The sequence below is a fragment of the Dyella lutea genome (genome assembly GCF_024158035.1).
Classification (GTDB): domain Bacteria; phylum Pseudomonadota; class Gammaproteobacteria; order Xanthomonadales; family Rhodanobacteraceae; genus Dyella_A; species Dyella_A lutea.
Genome location: NZ_JAMZEK010000002.1, coordinates 942,815 through 958,812, shown reverse-complemented (window position 1 = coordinate 958,812; position 15,998 = coordinate 942,815). Strand labels below are relative to the sequence as shown.

At 67.9% G+C, this 15,998-nt stretch carries 16 protein-coding genes; 11 read left to right on the top strand and 5 right to left on the bottom strand.

The features are described 5' to 3' along the window. Window positions 1–39: 39 nt before the first annotated feature. On the bottom strand, window positions 40–519 hold the full coding sequence (locus NC595_RS11750) for a hypothetical protein (protein ID WP_253566641.1): 480 nt from the start codon (window positions 517–519) through the stop codon (window positions 40–42). A 289-nt stretch (window positions 520–808) separates the two neighbouring features. Between NC595_RS11750 and nirK the strand changes: the two genes are divergently transcribed. Both nirK and NC595_RS11740 read left to right on the top strand, forming a co-directional pair. Then, on the top strand, window positions 809–2,173 hold the full coding sequence (gene nirK, locus NC595_RS11745; RefSeq protein ID WP_253566639.1) for a copper-containing nitrite reductase: 1,365 nt from the start codon (window positions 809–811) through the stop codon (window positions 2,171–2,173). An 87-nt stretch (window positions 2,174–2,260) separates the two neighbouring features. After that, the gene (locus tag NC595_RS11740; RefSeq protein ID WP_253566637.1) at window positions 2,261–3,460 is read left to right on the top strand and encodes an alginate export family protein; all 1,200 of its coding nucleotides are present in this window, start codon (window positions 2,261–2,263) and stop codon (window positions 3,458–3,460) included. Between the two features lie 53 nt (window positions 3,461–3,513). Here the strand turns inward: NC595_RS11740 and NC595_RS11735 are convergent, their stop codons facing one another. Then, window positions 3,514–4,281, bottom strand: coding sequence for a DUF2189 domain-containing protein (locus NC595_RS11735; protein ID WP_253566635.1), 768 nt, complete (start codon window positions 4,279–4,281; stop codon window positions 3,514–3,516). A 66-nt stretch (window positions 4,282–4,347) separates the two neighbouring features. Next, window positions 4,348–5,307, bottom strand: a complete 960-nt coding sequence (locus NC595_RS11730) for a LysR family transcriptional regulator (protein ID WP_253566633.1) — start codon at window positions 5,305–5,307, stop codon at window positions 4,348–4,350. Window positions 5,308–5,408: 101 nt separating this feature from the next. Here NC595_RS11730 and NC595_RS11725 point away from each other — a divergent pair, with 101 nt between their 5' ends. The 8 genes from NC595_RS11725 to trmY all read left to right on the top strand — a co-directional run bounded on the left by NC595_RS11725 (window position 5,409) and on the right by trmY (window position 14,093). Then, on the top strand, window positions 5,409–6,116 hold the full coding sequence (locus NC595_RS11725; RefSeq protein ID WP_253566631.1) for an SDR family NAD(P)-dependent oxidoreductase: 708 nt from the start codon (window positions 5,409–5,411) through the stop codon (window positions 6,114–6,116). A 194-nt stretch (window positions 6,117–6,310) separates the two neighbouring features. Beyond that, a complete protein-coding gene (locus NC595_RS11720; protein WP_253566629.1) occupies window positions 6,311–7,207 on the top strand; it encodes a hypothetical protein in 897 nt (298 codons plus the stop codon). Window positions 7,208–7,407: 200 nt separating this feature from the next. Next, window positions 7,408–9,348 (top strand): CocE/NonD family hydrolase, encoded by a 1,941-nt coding sequence (locus tag NC595_RS11715; RefSeq protein WP_253566627.1) that lies wholly within the window; start codon window positions 7,408–7,410, stop codon window positions 9,346–9,348. Between the two features lie 307 nt (window positions 9,349–9,655). Next, window positions 9,656–10,273, top strand: a complete 618-nt coding sequence (locus NC595_RS11710; RefSeq protein WP_253566625.1) for a dihydrofolate reductase family protein — start codon at window positions 9,656–9,658, stop codon at window positions 10,271–10,273. 332 nt (window positions 10,274–10,605) lie between these two features. Continuing rightward, window positions 10,606–11,619 (top strand): c-type cytochrome, encoded by a 1,014-nt coding sequence (locus NC595_RS11705; protein ID WP_253566623.1) that lies wholly within the window; start codon window positions 10,606–10,608, stop codon window positions 11,617–11,619. A 157-nt stretch (window positions 11,620–11,776) separates the two neighbouring features. Beyond that, window positions 11,777–12,505: a M90 family metallopeptidase gene (locus NC595_RS11700; RefSeq protein ID WP_253566621.1), complete on the top strand. Its 729-nt coding sequence runs from the start codon at window positions 11,777–11,779 to the stop codon at window positions 12,503–12,505. A gap of 185 nt (window positions 12,506–12,690) precedes the next feature. After that, entirely contained in the window at window positions 12,691–13,392 is a 702-nt protein-coding gene (locus NC595_RS11695; RefSeq protein ID WP_253566619.1) for a hypothetical protein, read from the top strand. Window positions 13,393–13,499: 107 nt separating this feature from the next. Further along, window positions 13,500–14,093, top strand: a complete 594-nt coding sequence (gene trmY, locus NC595_RS11690) for a tRNA (pseudouridine(54)-N(1))-methyltransferase TrmY (protein ID WP_253566617.1) — start codon at window positions 13,500–13,502, stop codon at window positions 14,091–14,093. A gap of 220 nt (window positions 14,094–14,313) precedes the next feature. Here trmY and NC595_RS11685 read toward each other — a convergent pair whose 3' ends face one another. After that, the gene (locus NC595_RS11685) at window positions 14,314–14,553 is read right to left on the bottom strand and encodes a hypothetical protein (protein WP_253566615.1); all 240 of its coding nucleotides are present in this window, start codon (window positions 14,551–14,553) and stop codon (window positions 14,314–14,316) included. Between the two features lie 30 nt (window positions 14,554–14,583). Further along, window positions 14,584–14,952, bottom strand: a complete 369-nt coding sequence (locus NC595_RS11680; protein WP_253566613.1) for a DUF4087 domain-containing protein — start codon at window positions 14,950–14,952, stop codon at window positions 14,584–14,586. 311 nt (window positions 14,953–15,263) lie between these two features. On the opposite strand from NC595_RS11680, the gene NC595_RS11675 reads away from it, so the two are divergent. Beyond that, complete coding sequence (locus NC595_RS11675; RefSeq protein ID WP_253566611.1) at window positions 15,264–15,959, top strand: AIM24 family protein; 696 nt, start codon at window positions 15,264–15,266, stop codon at window positions 15,957–15,959. The last annotated feature ends 39 nt before the right edge of the window (window positions 15,960–15,998 follow it).

The following is a 15,998-nucleotide window of genomic DNA, read 5'->3' as shown; positions in this document are numbered from 1 at the left end:
ATGACCGGCGCGATCGATGCCGGCAGCAGACAACCGCACTCAGCGCACGCGCGAAAAATAGTTGGTGCGCATGAACGGCTTGCCGTCGCGCCCGGCGTAGGACACGGTCTCGGTCATCGTGCGGCCGTCCGGGGCAACGGTGTACACGCGCGTGGATGCCGTCACGCCACCCTTGACCAGGTCCATCACCAGCACGTTCGGCAGCGGCAGCTTCAGCGCCACCGTATCCGCCTCGAAGTCGTTGCTGATGGGCGCTCCCTGGCCGTCCAGCGACGTCGTGGACACCGCATGGCGGCTCGATCCGCCGGCATCGACGATGTCCACCCGGGTTTCCCACCGTCCGCCGCCGGCCTCGGCGAAGGTGATCGTCACGCGCTTCGGCCGCGCCGCCGGCGGCATCTGCAGCCGCGACACGTCGACGGACCAGCGGCCCAGCAGTGGTGAGCCGACGCCGGTCGCCCGGACCGGCGACGCCGACAGCATGGCGATGACTAAGGCGCCCGCAGCAAGGGTTCTCATGGCGCATCTCCCCGACACGACCCGGATGAGGCCCGACTCTAAGTGCGGCGTGCGCCGGTCGGCAATCCGGCAGCAGCAGCGCGAGGTGCGCGGCCCTACCGGGGCATACGGTCGCACCCCGCGCCGCGGCGGACTCGACTGACATGGATCAGACCGTTCGCACCGGGCGGCCCGATAGCGTGTGCCCCGAACGTTGATCGACTCGAACCAAACGCTCGCCGGGCAGCACGCTCTACCGAGATCCAAGTGCGCGACAGGAGACCCGGATGTCGCTGCAGGAGGCGGAACCATGAACATTCGTCGCATGCTTACTCCGGCATTCGCGCTGGCCCTCGCCTGGGCCGGCTTCGCGCACGCCACCACATCCAACCTGCAGAGCCCGGCCGAATACACGCCGACCGTGACCTTCACCCTGAAGACCGATGTCGGCGCGTTCGGCATGGGCTTCCGCGGCGTGGGCGGTGCCATCGACGGCCAGCTCAACCCCACCCTGAAAGTACCCGCCGGCGCGATCGTGCAGATCAACCTGATCGACGGCGACGGTTCGATGCACAACCTCCGCCTGCCCGATTTCAACGTGCTGTCCAACGACGTGGTGGGCAAGGACGCCAGCACCGCGGTGGTGTTCCGCGCCGACCACGACGGCAGCTTCGACTACTTCTGCAACATCCCCGGCCATCGCGCCGCCGGCATGGACGGCAAGCTGGTGGTGGGCAAGGCCGAAGCCGCCCCCAAGGCCACCGCCGCCGACATCAGCCGCGCGCCGGACGACCTGCCGCCACCGGTCGGCGACCGCGCGCCGAAGCACCTCGAGTTCAACCTCACCACCGAGGAAGTCACCGGCCAGCTCGCCAACGGCACCACGTTCACCTACTGGACCTTCAACGGCAAGGTGCCCGGACCGATGCTGCGCGCCCGCGTCGGCGACACCGTCACGGTCAGCCTGCACAACGACGCCCACAGCCTGATGAACCACTCGGTCGACATGCATGCTGTGACCGGCCCGGGCGGTGGTGCAGCGGTGATGCAGGTGCCGCCGGGCCAGACCCGCAGCTTCACCTTCAAGGCACTCAAGCCGGGCCTGTACGTCTACCACTGCGCCACGCCGATGGTCGCCCAGCATATCGCCAACGGCATGTACGGCATGGTGCTGGTGGAACCGGCCGACGGCCTGCCGAAGGTGGCGCACGAGTTCTACGTCATGCAGGGCGAGATCTACACCACCGAACCGTTCAACACCCACGGCCACCTGCAGTTCGACGTCAACAAGCTGCTCGCCGAACAGCCGACCTACATGGTCTTCAACGGTGCCGTCGGCGCGCTCACCACCGACCATCCGCTGAAGGCGAAGGTGGGCGACACCGTGCGCATCTACTTCGGCGTCGGCGGCCCGAACAAGACCTCCTCGTTCCACCTGATCGGCGAAATGTTCGACGACGCCTGGGCCTGGGGCGCGCTGGCCAACCGGCCGGAGCACGACGTGCAGACCATCTCCGTTCCGCCGGGTGGCGCGGTGGTGACCGACGTGCACTTCGAGGAACCGGGCAAATACATCCTCGTCGACCACGCGCTGTCGCGCCTGGAGAAGGGCCTCGCCGGCTGGGTGGAAGTCACCGGCCCGAAGGACCCGAGCATCTTCCGCGCCGGCAACTGATCCGGCCCTCCGGGCGGCCACGCCGCCCTCCCCGCCCGGCGGCACCCGCCGCCGGGCCATCCCATCCAGAACTCCGAGGAAACGACCATGAAACCATGGGCCGTCAACACCCCGCGCGCCGCGTTCGCCCTGCTGCTCGGAGGCGCCGCCTGTGCCAGCGCGCATGCCGACATCACCAGCAGCCCCCAGCTGGACGTGCGCTATCGGCTCGAGCAGGTCGACCAGGGCGGCTTCGCCCGCGACGCCAACGCCTCGACCGTGCGCACCCGGCTGGGCTACCGCTTCGCCGACGACAACGGCTGGAGCGCGCGGGTCTCGCTGCAGGACAACCGCGTGGTCGGCAACGACCTGTACAACAGCACCCGCAACGGACAGACGAACTACCCGGTGGTGTCCGACCCCGCCGACACCGGGCTGGACCAGGCCTATGTCGAGTACCGTGGTTGGCAGATGCTGGACCTGCGCGTGGGCCGCCAGGTGATCAAGCTCGACAACGACCGCTTCGTCGGCAACGTCGGCTTCCGTCAGCTCGAACAGAGCTTCGACGCCGTGCGCGCGACCTGGACGCCGGCGCCGGCCTGGCGCGTGGACTACGCCTACCTCACCCGCGTCAACCGCATCTTCGGCGCGCATCATCCCGACCCGCTGCACGCCCGGCAGAACCTGGACACCCATCTGCTCAACGTGTCGTGGAAGCAGGCGGCCGGCACCCTGGTCGGCTACGCCTACCTGATAGGCAACCAGTCGCTGCCGGCCAGCTCGCATCGTGACCTCGGCCTGCGCTGGCTGGGTCATGCCGCGCGCGGCCAGGACTGGAGCCTGGACTACACCCTGGAAGCCGCCGGGCAGCACGCCTGGAAGCGCGGCACGCTGCAAGGCAGCCGTTCCTACCTGCACGCCGAACTGGCCCTTGGCCTGCATGCCTGGCACTGGACGCTGGGGCAGGAGCAACTGCAGGGCAACGGCACCAGCGCGCTGCAGACCCCGCTGGCCACGCTGCATGCGTTCAATGGCTGGGCCGACCGCTTCCTCGCCACGCCGGCCGACGGCCTGGCCGACAGCTACCTCGGCGTGGGCTGGAGGGCGCACGCGCTGAGCGTGGCGGCCACCGCGCATCGCTTCGCCGCGACGCGCACCGGCACGCACTACGGCGACGAGCTGGACCTGTCCGCCGACCTGGCGATCGTCCGCCACTTCAGCACCTCGCTGGCATTGGCCGACTACCGCGCCGACCACTACGCCACCGATACCCGCATCGTCTGGTTCACCGTTCAGTACAAGCTCTGAGCGGAACGGCGGCGGCCGGCGTCACCGCCGGTCGCCACCGCATCGCGCGCGGATCAGCCCGCCGCGCCCTCCTGCAGCGGCCAGTCCGACGCATCCAGCGTGTCGCGGTAGGCGTGATAGGTGGCGTAGGCCAGCCACGGCATGACCAGCCCCAGCCCGATCACGGTGGCAAAGCCGACCACCGTCAGCACCACGATGATCGCGCCCCACAGCAGCATCACCGGCTTGTTGCGCAGCACCGCGTTGAAGCTGGAGACGCAGGCGGTGACCATATCCACGTCGCGCTGCGCGATCAGCGGCAGCGACACCACCGACACGGCGAAGGTGAAGGCGGCGAAGGCCGCACCGATCAGCGAGCCGATCGCCAGATACTCGAGCAGCGCACGGTGATCGCCCGGGTCCACCGGCACGAAAGCAGTCAGCATCATGCCGGCGCGCGACCAGATCAGGATGATCACCAGCTGCATCAGCGCAAAGATGCCGGCCTGCCCGATCACCCGCCGCGCCACCGCGAACGAATCGCGCAGCCGTGGCTGGCGCCCGGCGATCAGCGCACAGCTCACCGAATACAGCCCGACGCCGATCAGCGGCGCCACGAAGACGAAGCCGGACAGCAGCAAGGCCAGCAGGGCGAAGCGCCCCAGCGCCCACGCCAGCGCCGATACCGCCGCGCTCACCAGCACGATCACCGTGCCGAACACCGCGGTGAGACCCGGCGCCCGATGCACGTCCCGCCATCCGGCCGCCAGCCAGCGCCATGGTGCCGCCAGCGGCAGCGGCCGGCACGGCACCACGAACGGTCGCTGCGCTTCCTCGGTCATGGTCCCTCCTCCACGATCCCCTGCGGCGGACTATAACGAGCCGCGCCACCGCCGGGTGCCGTCAGGCTAACCCGCCGGATAGACGGCGCGGCAGACCGCCAGCACCACGCCACGCAGCCAGCGGTGGGCCGGATCGGCATCCAGCCGTGGATGCCAGATCGCGCTCACCATCAGCGGCGGCAGTTTCAGCGGGAGCTCGAACATGTCGAGCGCGGACGCACGGGAGCGACGCCCCGGCGACGCGCTTCCGAGGCAGGACTGCGGCACGATGGCGACCAGGTCGGTGTGGCGCGCCATCGCCAATGCATCGGTGAAGCCGGGCACCACGACCCGCACGTCGCGATGCAGTCCCACGGCGGCCAGCGCGTCGTCGACCGGTCCGCGCGTCTCGCCGCCGGGTGACGCGGCGACATGCCCGTGCGCCACCAGGCGCTTCGCGGTCACGGTCCGCGCCGACAGCAGCGGGTGGCCGGTACGCACCACGCCCACGTAGCGGTCGCGGAACAGCAGGCGGGAGCGCACCTCTGGCGCCGTGGTGCCGACCACGCCGATTTCCAGGTCGATCCGCCCGTCGCGCAACGGCGTCGCATCCTTGTCGGGCTTGTGCACGAACTGCAGGCGCACCCGCGGTGCCTCGGCCGATACCGCGAGGAACAGCGGCGCCGCGAAACGCTCGACGAAGGCCTCGTTGGCGCGCAGCGTGAAGGTGCAATCCAGTGCGGACGGATCGAGCACGTCCGCGACGGGCCGCAGCACCGCCTGTGCGTCGCGGCTCAGCGCATGCACGCGCTCGCGCAGCTCGACCGCCCGCGGCGAGGGCACCAGCCCCCGACCTGCGCGCACCAGCAGCGGATCCCCGGTCGCCGCGCGCAGCCGCGCCAGCGTCCGGCTCATCGCCGATGCGCTCAGCCCCAGCCGGCGCGCCGCGCCCGTCACGCTGCCTTCGGCGAGCAGGGCGTCGAGCGCCGGCAGCAGATTGAGATCGACGGCGTCCATCCACGGAGCATAGCGCCGGACCGTCTGCATGATTGCGTCTGATGCACAAACAATTTGCATCCCATGCGTCTAGCGCCAGCCGTGGAGGCATGGAACCCTTCCTGTCGCCCCCGATGCATGGACATCACCCGATGCCGACTCCTCTCCTCCCCCCGACGATCCTGCTGATCGGTGCCTCGCGCGGCCTGGGCCTGGCCATGGCGGGCGAGTTCCTGCGCAGGGGCTGGCACGTCGTCGGCACCGTGCGCGGCACCGCCCGCACGCGGCTGCATGAGCTGGCCGATGCGTACCCGGGCCGGATCGAGATCGAGACGCTGGACATCTGCTTCGCGGATCAGCTGGCCGCCTTGCGCCAGCGCCTGGATCATCGGCGCTTCGACATGTTGTTCGTCAGCGCGGGCACGACCAATCCCGACCCCACGCAGACCATCGATGAGGTATCGACCCGGGATTTCGTCGACCTGATGATCACCAACGCGCTCAGCCCGATGCGGGTGGTCGAGCGATTGGAAGCGCTCGTCATCCCCACCGGCCTCATCGGCATCATGTCGTCCGGACAAGGCAGCATCGCCAACAACGAAAAAGGCATGCGCGAGCTCTACCGGGGCAGCAAGGCCGCGCTGAACATGTTCATGCGCAGCTTCGCCGCCCGGCACGCCGGCTCCGCCCGCGCCATGGTGCTGATGGCCCCCGGCTGGGTGCGCACCGAGCTCGGTGGCGCGGAGGCGCCATTGGCCATCGAGGACAGCGTGCCGCGCCTGGTGGACGTGCTGCTCGCCCAGCCAGGCACGCCCGGATTGCGGTACCTCGACTATCTGGGGCGCACGGTGCCCTGGTAGCGGTGCACGGGCGGGGCTCGCGACAACCGCGGCAACCCGCGGATGCGTGGAACGTGCGGCCGCCGGCACGTCGCAAACGCTTGCGAAATACAGCATTTTTCCAGCTCCCGGGCAGACCACACCGCTCTTTGGGCCGACGCCGTCGCTATGCTCGACCGCAGCGGCGCAAGGGGCGCCGATCAGGGGGAGCAACGATGACGACACGATCGAGGCGGGCATCGGCCGGGTTCGGCTGGCTGATGCGCGGATTCAGTGCGGGCTTTCGCCATCCGAAACCGCTGTGGGGCGGCGCAGCGATACTGCTGGCCGCGGTTGTCCTGCCGTCGCTGGTGACAATCCCGATTCGCCTGCATGCCATCCAGGCCGGCATACCGCTCTCCCCGATGACGTCGGTCGGGTGGACCGCACTCTCGATGCTGATCGGCCTGCTGGTGATCCCGCTGTACGGTGGATACCTGCAGGTGATCGATGCGGCCGAATGCGGCCGCGCAGCGCGCATCCGCGACGTCTTCGGCCCTTATCGCGACGGCAGTGCCCTGCGCCTGATCGGCTTCGGACTGGTGGTCCTGCTGATCTACGTCGCGATGTTCGCGCTCCTCCTCGTTGCGATGGGCGGCGGCCTGCTGCACTGGTACATGCAGGCGCTCGCCATGCAGGCACAGCCCGTACCGCCATCGCTGCCGCATGGCTTCGGCACACTCATCGCCCTGGGCGCGGTGTTCTTCCTGCTGTTCACCGCCTTCTATGCGATCGCCCTCGGGCAGGTCGCACTGGGCCGTCGGGGCGTGTTCGCCGCGATCGGCGATGGCATCATCGGCACCGCGAAGAACGCACTGCCGTTGCTGGCCTATGCGGTCGGTGGCCTGCTCGCCATGATCGGGGTTGCGATCGCCCTGATGCTGGTGATGATGCTGGCGTTCCTGCTCGGCAGAATGGTCGGCAACTGGCTGATGCTGGTGATCGCGGTACCGCTGTACATCGGCTTCATGATGACGATCTTCATGGGCATGTTCGGCGTGAGCTACCACCTGTGGCGCGATGTGTGCGGCACCGACGATGCCACCGCGCTGCCGGAGCCGGCCACGGCCTGACTACCGGCCTAGGGACGACCGGAGAAGGCGGCCTGGGCCGCCTTCTCCGCTTCCGGCCGCTCGTGAGGCGGGGGCCGCCCGCCGCAAGAACCCGCGCATGCCGCACCACGCCTTGCCAAACCCTGCCCGAGGTTTTCATAGTCTCCGGGATGGCGCCCCCGCGGGGCTGCCGTGACTCCCCCACCAGAGGATCCCCACCCATGAAGAAAGCCGTCCTGGCTTCGGCGATCGTTTCGCTCGTCTGCCTTGCTTCCGCCACCGCATTCGCTGCGCTCCCGCCAGGCCAGGAGTCGTCGAAGGTCACCCCGGACATGATCCAGACCGGGTCGGACATCCCGGCCAAGTGGGTGCAGCCGCAGGGCAACTTCGACTACGTCAAGCGCGAGGTGATGATCCCGATGCGCGACGGCGTGAAACTGCACACGGTGATCATGATTCCGAAGGGCGCGCACGACCTGCCGATGCTGCTCGAGCGCACGCCCTACGACGCCAGCGGCATGGCCTCCGGCAACAGCCCGCACATGGCCGACGCGGTGTGGTCGGGCGACAAGGACTGGGCCGACGGCAGCTACATCCTGGTGTGGCAGGACATCCGCGGCAAATACGGCTCGGAAGGCAAGTACGTCATGACGCGCCCGCCGATCGGCCCGCTCAACCCGACCAGGACCGACGACACCACCGACGCGTGGGACACCATCGACTGGCTGGTGAAGAACATCAAGGAGTCGAATGGCAAGGTCGGCATGATCGGCTCGTCCTACGACGGCTGGACCGTGGCGATGGCCCTGCTGCATCCGCATCCGGCACTGAAGGTCGCGGCGCCGGAGAGCCCGATGGTCGACGGCTGGATGGGCGACGACTGGTACCACTACGGCGCGCTGCGCCAGGTGAACCTGGACTACTTCACCGGCCAGATGACCAAGCAGGGCTCGGGCGAGAGCGTGCCGCGCGACAACTACGACGACTACACCAATTTCCTCGAGGCCGGCTCGCCCGGCGCCTGGGCCGACGCCCACGGCTTCAAGCAACTGCCCTGGTGGAACCGCTTCGCCGCGCACCCGTCCTACGACGCGTTCTGGCAACTGCAGGCGCTGGACAAGCTACTCGTCGAGCATCCGTCCAACGTGCCGACCATGTGGCTGCAGGGCCTGTGGGACCAGGAGGACATCTACGGCGCCGTGCATGCCTGGGAAGCGCTGGAGAAGGCCGGCCACGGCGCAAACAACCATCTGGTGATGGGACCGTGGTGGCACAGCCAGATCAACCGTGCCGGCTGGAACCTCGGTCCGCTGAAGTGGCCGGGCGACACCACCGCGCAGTTCCGCCAGCAGGTGATCATCCCCTGGTTCAACCACTACCTGCGCGGCACGCCGATGGCCAAGCCGTTGCCGCAGGCGATGATCTACAACGCGGTCGAGCAGCACTGGGACAGCTTCAGCCACTGGAAGCCGGCCAGCGAGCAGAAGCTCACCCCGATCTACCTGCAGGGCGACTTCGGCCTGGGCTTCGGCCAGCCCTCGGGCGGCAGCGACAGCTATGTCTCCGACCCGGCCAAGCCGGTGCCCTACCTGCAGCGGCCAATCCCAGCGCAGAACGAGGACCGCTGGCGCACCTGGCTGGTGCAGGACCAGCGCTTCGTGGTCGATCGCCCCGACGTGCTGTCCTACACCACGCCGGTGCTCACGAAGACGGTGACCGTGCAAGGTGCGCCGATCGCCGATCTCTATGCCAGGACCACCGGCACCGACGGCGATTTCGTGGTGAAGCTGATCGACGTCTACCCCGGCAGCGTGCCGACCGACCCGACCATGGGCGGCTACGAGCTGCCGGTATCGATGGACATCTTCCGCGGCCGCTACCGCAAGAGCTTCTCCGACCCGTCGCCGATCCCCGCCAATGAGGTGCAGCAGTACCGGTTCCGCCTGCCGACGATCAACTACGAGTTCAAGCCGGGCCACCGCATCATGGTGCAGATCCAGTCCACCCTGTTCCCGCTGTACGACCGCAACCCGCAGACGTACGTGCCGAACATCCTGTTCGCCAAACCCGCCGACTACAAGAAGGCGACGGTGACGATCGAACACGGCGCCGATGGCAAGAGCGCGGTGCTGCTGCCGGTGGTGGCAACCTCCCCTCGCTGATTCGGCGTCCGGCCATCGGCGGGTATCCATGGATCGGCCCGGTTCGCGAAGCATCGCGGGCCGGGCCTTTCCCGCACGGCGGGCCGTCGGTGGGCATGCTCGCTACGGCGATGCACCGCACGCCACCGGGGTGGCAGATGGATCCACCCGTCCAGGACAGATCGGTACACCGGCGCGTAGCATCCGCCAGGCCTGAACTGATCCATGGCCCCGGCCGCGTGCATTGCATGCGGACGTTGTCGATTCCTCGCCCTGTCGTTCGTCAAAGAGGTATGCGCATCTTCCGAACGTCCCAGGAGTGACCCGAATGAGAAAGCTCATCGTCCCCGCCTTCGTCACCCTCGACGGTGTCATCCAGTCACCCGGCAGCCCGGATGAGGATACCGCCGACGGTTTCGCCCACGGCGGCTGGTTCTGGCCATACGCCGACGAGGCCACCGATGCGATGGAGGCATTGTTCCAGCATCCGTTCGAGTTGTTGCTCGGGCGGCGCACCTACGACGGCTTCGCCAGTTTCTGGCCCGAGGTTGCCGCGGACTCCCCGCTGCGCGGCACGGCAGACCTGTTCAACGCCGCACCCAAGCATGTCGCCACGCACCGTCCCGACGTACTGCCGTGGGACCACAGCCATGCCCTGGGACCCGACGTCATCGCGGCCGTGCGCGCGCTCAAGCAAGGCGATGGCCCCCCCCTGCTCACCCAGGGAAGCAGCGAGCTGGTGCAGCAGCTGCTGGCCAGCGACCTGGTCGACGAGCTGATCCTGATCGTCGTGCCGATCCTGCTTGGCACGGGCAAGCGGCTGTTCGACGACCGCGCGCGGCCCGCCGCCTTCCGGCCGGTGTCCTCCAGCACCTCCTCGAAGGGCAACGTGGTGACCCACTACCTGCGCGAGGGCGGGATACCGATCGCCTCGCCGGCCACCTGAGCGGACGATACGGGCGGCCATGGCGGTGCGTGGTCACCTTTCCGCCGGATCGAACCGCGATGGACCACCTCGCGCGGGAAAGCCCGCATCGCTCGGGTACCGGAGTCGTCAGAGTGCCCTCGCATGGAGCTTTGTTCCGGAGGTTCGGGCATCCGCGCGTGCATCGCATCACCCGCGGGAGCCCATCCCCCCACCGCAGTGACCGACCGCGGCGACGCCGGTCCACACCGGGCATGCGGCCCGTCACCGTCGCCTCGGACTTCCGACCAGATGCACCGCACAGCGTGATCTGATCGAATAAGACTTCACCGTCGGGGGCCGGGGAGCCGTCCATGCCATCGCGTCCGCTCGCCATGCCTCGTGTCGGTGCCGTGTTGCTCGCGGTTCTGGCCTGCGGTGCCACCGGGGCCTCTACCGCCGGTAGCTTGCGCTCCATCGCAGACTGGGCCTATCCGCGGGCATCCTCGCCCGATCCCGGTGCGTCGCCGACCGGACCTGCCAGCCACCGTCCGGACGAGATCGTCCGCGTCAGCGACAGCGCCCGGACGTACCGCTACAAGGACCTGTTCGGTCCCGATTCCGGCGCGGCCGACTGGTTTCCGCACGCCCATCCGCCGCTGCCGGCCATAGTCGCCCACGGCACCGTACCGGGTGCCGAGTCCTGTGGAGGCTGCCACGTACCGGACGGTACGGGCGTACCGGCCACCGCCGCGCTGGCCGGCTTGCCGCGCGACTACATGCTCGAACAGATCGCAGCCTTTCGCGGCGGTCATCGCGGGCGGCAGCAGCCGAATTCGGCGCAGATGATGGCCAAGGAGGTCGATGTCATCAATGACGGAGATATCGCGCAGGCCCTCGACTATTTCTCGCACCTGACATTCAGGTCGAACGTCCACGTGGTGGAGAGCGCCAGCGTCCCGGGTACGCACTGGCATGACTACGCCCTGCATGCCGACGCGGACGGCCGCCGCGAACCGATCGGCCAGCGCATCATCGAGATACCGGTCAAGCCCGACGACTACGACAAGGAAGACACGCACGGTGGCTTCATCGCCTACGTGCCACCGGGCAGTATCAAGCGCGGCGCACTGCTGGCTACGGTCGGTAGCGGCCCGCTGCTCCCCTGCGACAGCTGCCATGGCGATCGGCTGCAGGGTCGGGGAACGGCACCGCCGCTGGCCGGGCGTTCGCCCACCTACATCGCTCGCCAGCTGCTGCTGTTCGCCAGCGGCCAGCGCGACTCGCCGAACGCGGCGCCCATGCAGCACGAGGCAAGACAGCTCACGTTGCAGGACGCAGTGGCAGCGGCGGCATATGCCGCCTCGCTCACCGGAAACCCGCACTGACGGCCGCACCTCGACGACGTCGCGCGGCCGGCATGGTCCGCATGATGGATCGATCCGATCCTCGAACCCCGCTTGAGAATGCCCACTTCGCCCAGATGCTGGGGAAGCCGAGTCTCCCCCGCAGGTGGGCATGTTCAAACGCATCCGGAATTGGCGCGTGCGCCGCATTGTCGCCAGGCACCCCATCCCCGATCCCCTGTGGCAGGCCGCGCTGACGCAATGCGCGCCGGCGCGACGACTGGGCGCCTCCGACCAGGCGGCGCTGCGCGTGCTGGCCACCCTGTTCCTGCGGGAGAAATCGCTGGAGCCGGTGCAGGGGCTGGCGCTGGACGATGCCGACCGCGTGCTGCTCGCCACCCACGCCTGCGTGCCGATCCTCAAGCTGGGCGTGGACTGGTTCGACGGCTGGCACAGCGTGATCGTCTACCCGGACGCATTCGTCCCCCACCGTACGCTGGTCGACGAAGCCGGCGTGGTGCACCGGACCAGCACTCCGATGGCAGGCGAGGCCTGGGGACGCGGGCCGGTGATCCTGTCCTGGGCCGATGTGCTCAACGCCGGCAAACGGCCCGGACAGAACGTGGTGATCCACGAGATGGCGCACAAACTGGACCTGCAGAACGGCGCCGCCAATGGCTTTCCGCCACTGCACCGGGGCATGGACCCACGCGTCTGGACGCGAGTGTTTTCCGACACCTGGGAACACCTGCGCCAGGCGCACCACCAGGGCATCCCCATCCCGATCAACCCCTATGGCCTGGAGAACCCGGCCGAGTTCTTCGCCGTGGTCAGCGAGCAGTTCTTCGAGGCGCCGGCAATGCTGCGCGAGCACCTGCCGGAGGTCTACCAGCAGTTGGAGCTGTTCTATCGGCAGCATCCATACTGAGATCGTCCGGGGCGGCCCCGGGAATCCGACGCCGACACAGACCCCGGCCCCGAATTGAAACTTCGGGGCGCCTGTGACCCAATGCCGCCATCCGCCCCGGCGGACCAGGGCACGCCCGCCGAGCGGCCCACCGCTCACCACCGGGGAGACCGCCACCCACCTGCCACCGATGCACGAGGCCGTCCATGCGAAAGGAAGCCGCTGACAGACCCTTTTTCGTCGCGTCCGCCGCACTGTTCGTGGTGCTGGTATTCCTCGCCTTTGCGCAGCGCTACTACCTGGGGTGGTTGTTCCGGAGCCCCCACCTCTCGCTGTTCCTGCAGGTGCATGGCGCCATCATGAGTGGCTGGGTGCTGATGTTCATCGTGCAGACCGGGCTGGTGGAAACCGGACATGTGCGGATGCATCGGAAGCTCGGCACCGTGGGCGCCGGCTGGGCGGCGCTGGTGGTGACGATCGGCACCATGGCCACCCTGCACGCCTCGATCAGGGAGCTGCGCGCGCATACCGATATCGCCCCCTTGCAGGTCACCATCACCGGGCTGGAGCTGGTGGAAATGCTGCTCTTCGCCGGATTCGTCGCCAGCGCCGTCTGGCTGCGGCGCCGCGGCGATTACCACAAGCGACTGATGCTGCTCACCCTGGTGTGCATGCTGCCTTCGGTGCTCCCTCGCCTTCCGCTGGGGCTGTTCCAGAGCCTGCTCTCGATCCTGCTGGCGGTGTATGTCGCGCTGATGCTGTGCATCGCCATCGACACGCTCAGGCATCGCCGGCTGCATCCTGCCTTTGCATTCGGCGGCGCAACCTACGTGCTCGTGATGCAGCTGGCGTTCTTCGGCATGCAGACACCGGCCTGGCACGGATTTCTCACCCGATTGCTGAGCTAGGCGGTTCGCCGGAACGCGCATCCCCTGTCCTCCGGCCCGCTCGTTCATGGACAATCGATGCCCGGCGCGTACCGTGCCGGGCATCGCCATCATCGAGCGGGATCTCCATGCGAACCTTCGTACTGCGCGCGCGCGCCGCGCCCACCGAAAGCCATAAGCTGCTGGCCGCCATTGGCCAGGAGGCACATCCGGAGATCCTCGCGCACACGCTGATGAACGCGATCTTCGTGGCGCAATCGCACCGCGCGGACGTGGTCGTCTACCTGGTGCTGGAAAGCACCCAGGACTACTCGCGCACGATCCGTTTCGACGCCAACGCGCTCACCGACATCGGCGGCTTCGACGAGCGCCGGCTGCTGGCCGTGGTGGCCCGGGCACTGGATGCGTCCGTCGGCATGGGCAAGGAGGAGTCGCGCCCGGTCGCGCCCGGCATCACCGTGCGCACGGTGAGCTTCGAGCGGCTGGTGCAGGAGCTGGCCGAAGAGCACCCGCTGTTCGTGATGGACCGCAAGGGTGCACCGATCCATGAACAGGCCTTCGAAGGCAACCCCTGCTTCCTGCTCACCGACCACATCCCGATGCCGAAGAAGAGCTTCCACAGCCTCGAGCGCCTGGGCGCGAAGAAGATCACCCTGGGCCCGACCATGCTGTTTGCCTCGCAATGCGTGGTGTTGATCCACCATGAACTTGATCAGCGCTGAAGCCGCAACGCACAGGCGGCTGTCACATCGTGACCCATCGTCCGTGTGGGGACGCTCCGCATCTCGTCCCGCGACCGCCCCCCTGCAGATGGGCCAAGGAACCCGGTGCCATACGACACCGATGAACGTATTGCTCCGGCGCAGCCCCTCGACGCGTTGAGCCGAATGGCTGCAGGCAGACAAATCGGTGACGCCTGCATTGGGGTGAATCAGACCACCCCTAGCTGCGATAGATACACCACGCCAGCCATGCAAACCCCGCGCAGGCTGCCGACCAGAGCACGATCAGGAACCAGAACTGCGACGCTTGCGCGGATGATCGATACATGTCGCCGGCCACGATGGCCGCTTGCCCGAGCCCGGGAACGGCGCGGCGTACCAGGCCGGCCACGGCGACAAAGCCCGATGCCACGGCGGCCACGAGGCAGAGCAAGACCTTGAGGTAACGTGTGAAGCTCACCGAACTGACTCTTACCTGTCCGTTGAAAGATCAGTCCTTCGGCTCCCTGAGCGCGCGGTCCTTCCGGCACACGGCGAGAGGGCGCGCCCGGGCGGAAGCGATGCGGACGACTTCATGCGTCTTCGTATTCACGACCGCCTTGATGCATGCACAACCATGCCCGTGCATGCCATTGACGGGAACCCACTGCGCATCCGTGAACTGGGGCCAATCGCCCTGCGCCTCATAGCTGCCCTGGATCGCAATCGCCCATTCCCCATCGCGATCGATGAGCCACGCGTTGCCGGGCGTCGGATTGTCGAACCAGCCACAACGTGTATGCGGCATGGCACCTGCCGCCGAAGCGCTTGCGGCAGCCAACAACCACAACACAGGCACCGCCACCTTGCGAACGTTCATGACTCGATCCCCACAGGACGCGTCGGGAGCGACGCGGGACAGCCAGCACCGGGATTCATCCGGCCCGCTGACGCATGCCGGATCGAATCAGGCGGATGCGTCATCGCGCCAGATGCGGCCGGGAGCTTATCTTCGGTATCTCCGTCGAACAACCGGATAGCAGAACACTATGCGCGGCGCCCTTCATCGGGCCTCCACCCTGGCGCAAGTCCTTTCGAATCTTGCCGGCGTGGACCCGCATCGGGGCCGGATCAGGCTAATCTCGTCCGGACGTACCGCACCACGTTGTCGTCGCCAAGGATGATGCCTCGATGAAAGAACTCCCCGTACTGATGCCGACCAGCGCCAACGCCGAAACCTTCGGTGGCGTCACCTACCACATCGACGGCGAGCTGGTGCCGGTGCTCACCGTCGACGTATCGCAGACGGCCGTCTATTTCGAGCACCACATCCTGCTGTGGAAGCATCCGCAGGTGGCGATCGGCCTGCGCAACATGCGCGGCTCGCTGAAGCGGATGATGGCCGGCATGCAGATCTTCGTGACCGAGGCACGCGGCCCCGGCATGATCGCCTTCAGCCGCGATGGTGCCGGCCACATCGTGCCGATCCACCTGGAGAAAGGGCGCGAGCTCCACGTGCGCGAGCACCAGTTCCTGGCCGCCACCGGCAGCATCGACTACAGCTTCGAGCGGGTGAAGGGATTCTCCAACATGCTGTTCGGCGGCAGCGGCTTCTTCATCGACAAGTTCCACAGCCATGCCGGCGACGGCATCCTGTGGCTGCACGGCTACGGCAACGTGTTCGAGAAAGTGCTGGCACCGGGCGAGTCGATCGACATCGAGCCGGGCGGCTGGCTGTACAAGGACCCCTCGGTACGCATGGAGACCACCGTCGACCGCCTCACCAGCGGCCTGCTGGGCGGCATGAACCTCGTGCTCAACCGCTTCACCGGCCCGGGGCGCGTCGGCATCCAGTCGATGTACATGCACTACCCGGAGGCACGCTGAGTCACCGCCGCGGGGGCGGACGAGCCCGCGGCCGGACCG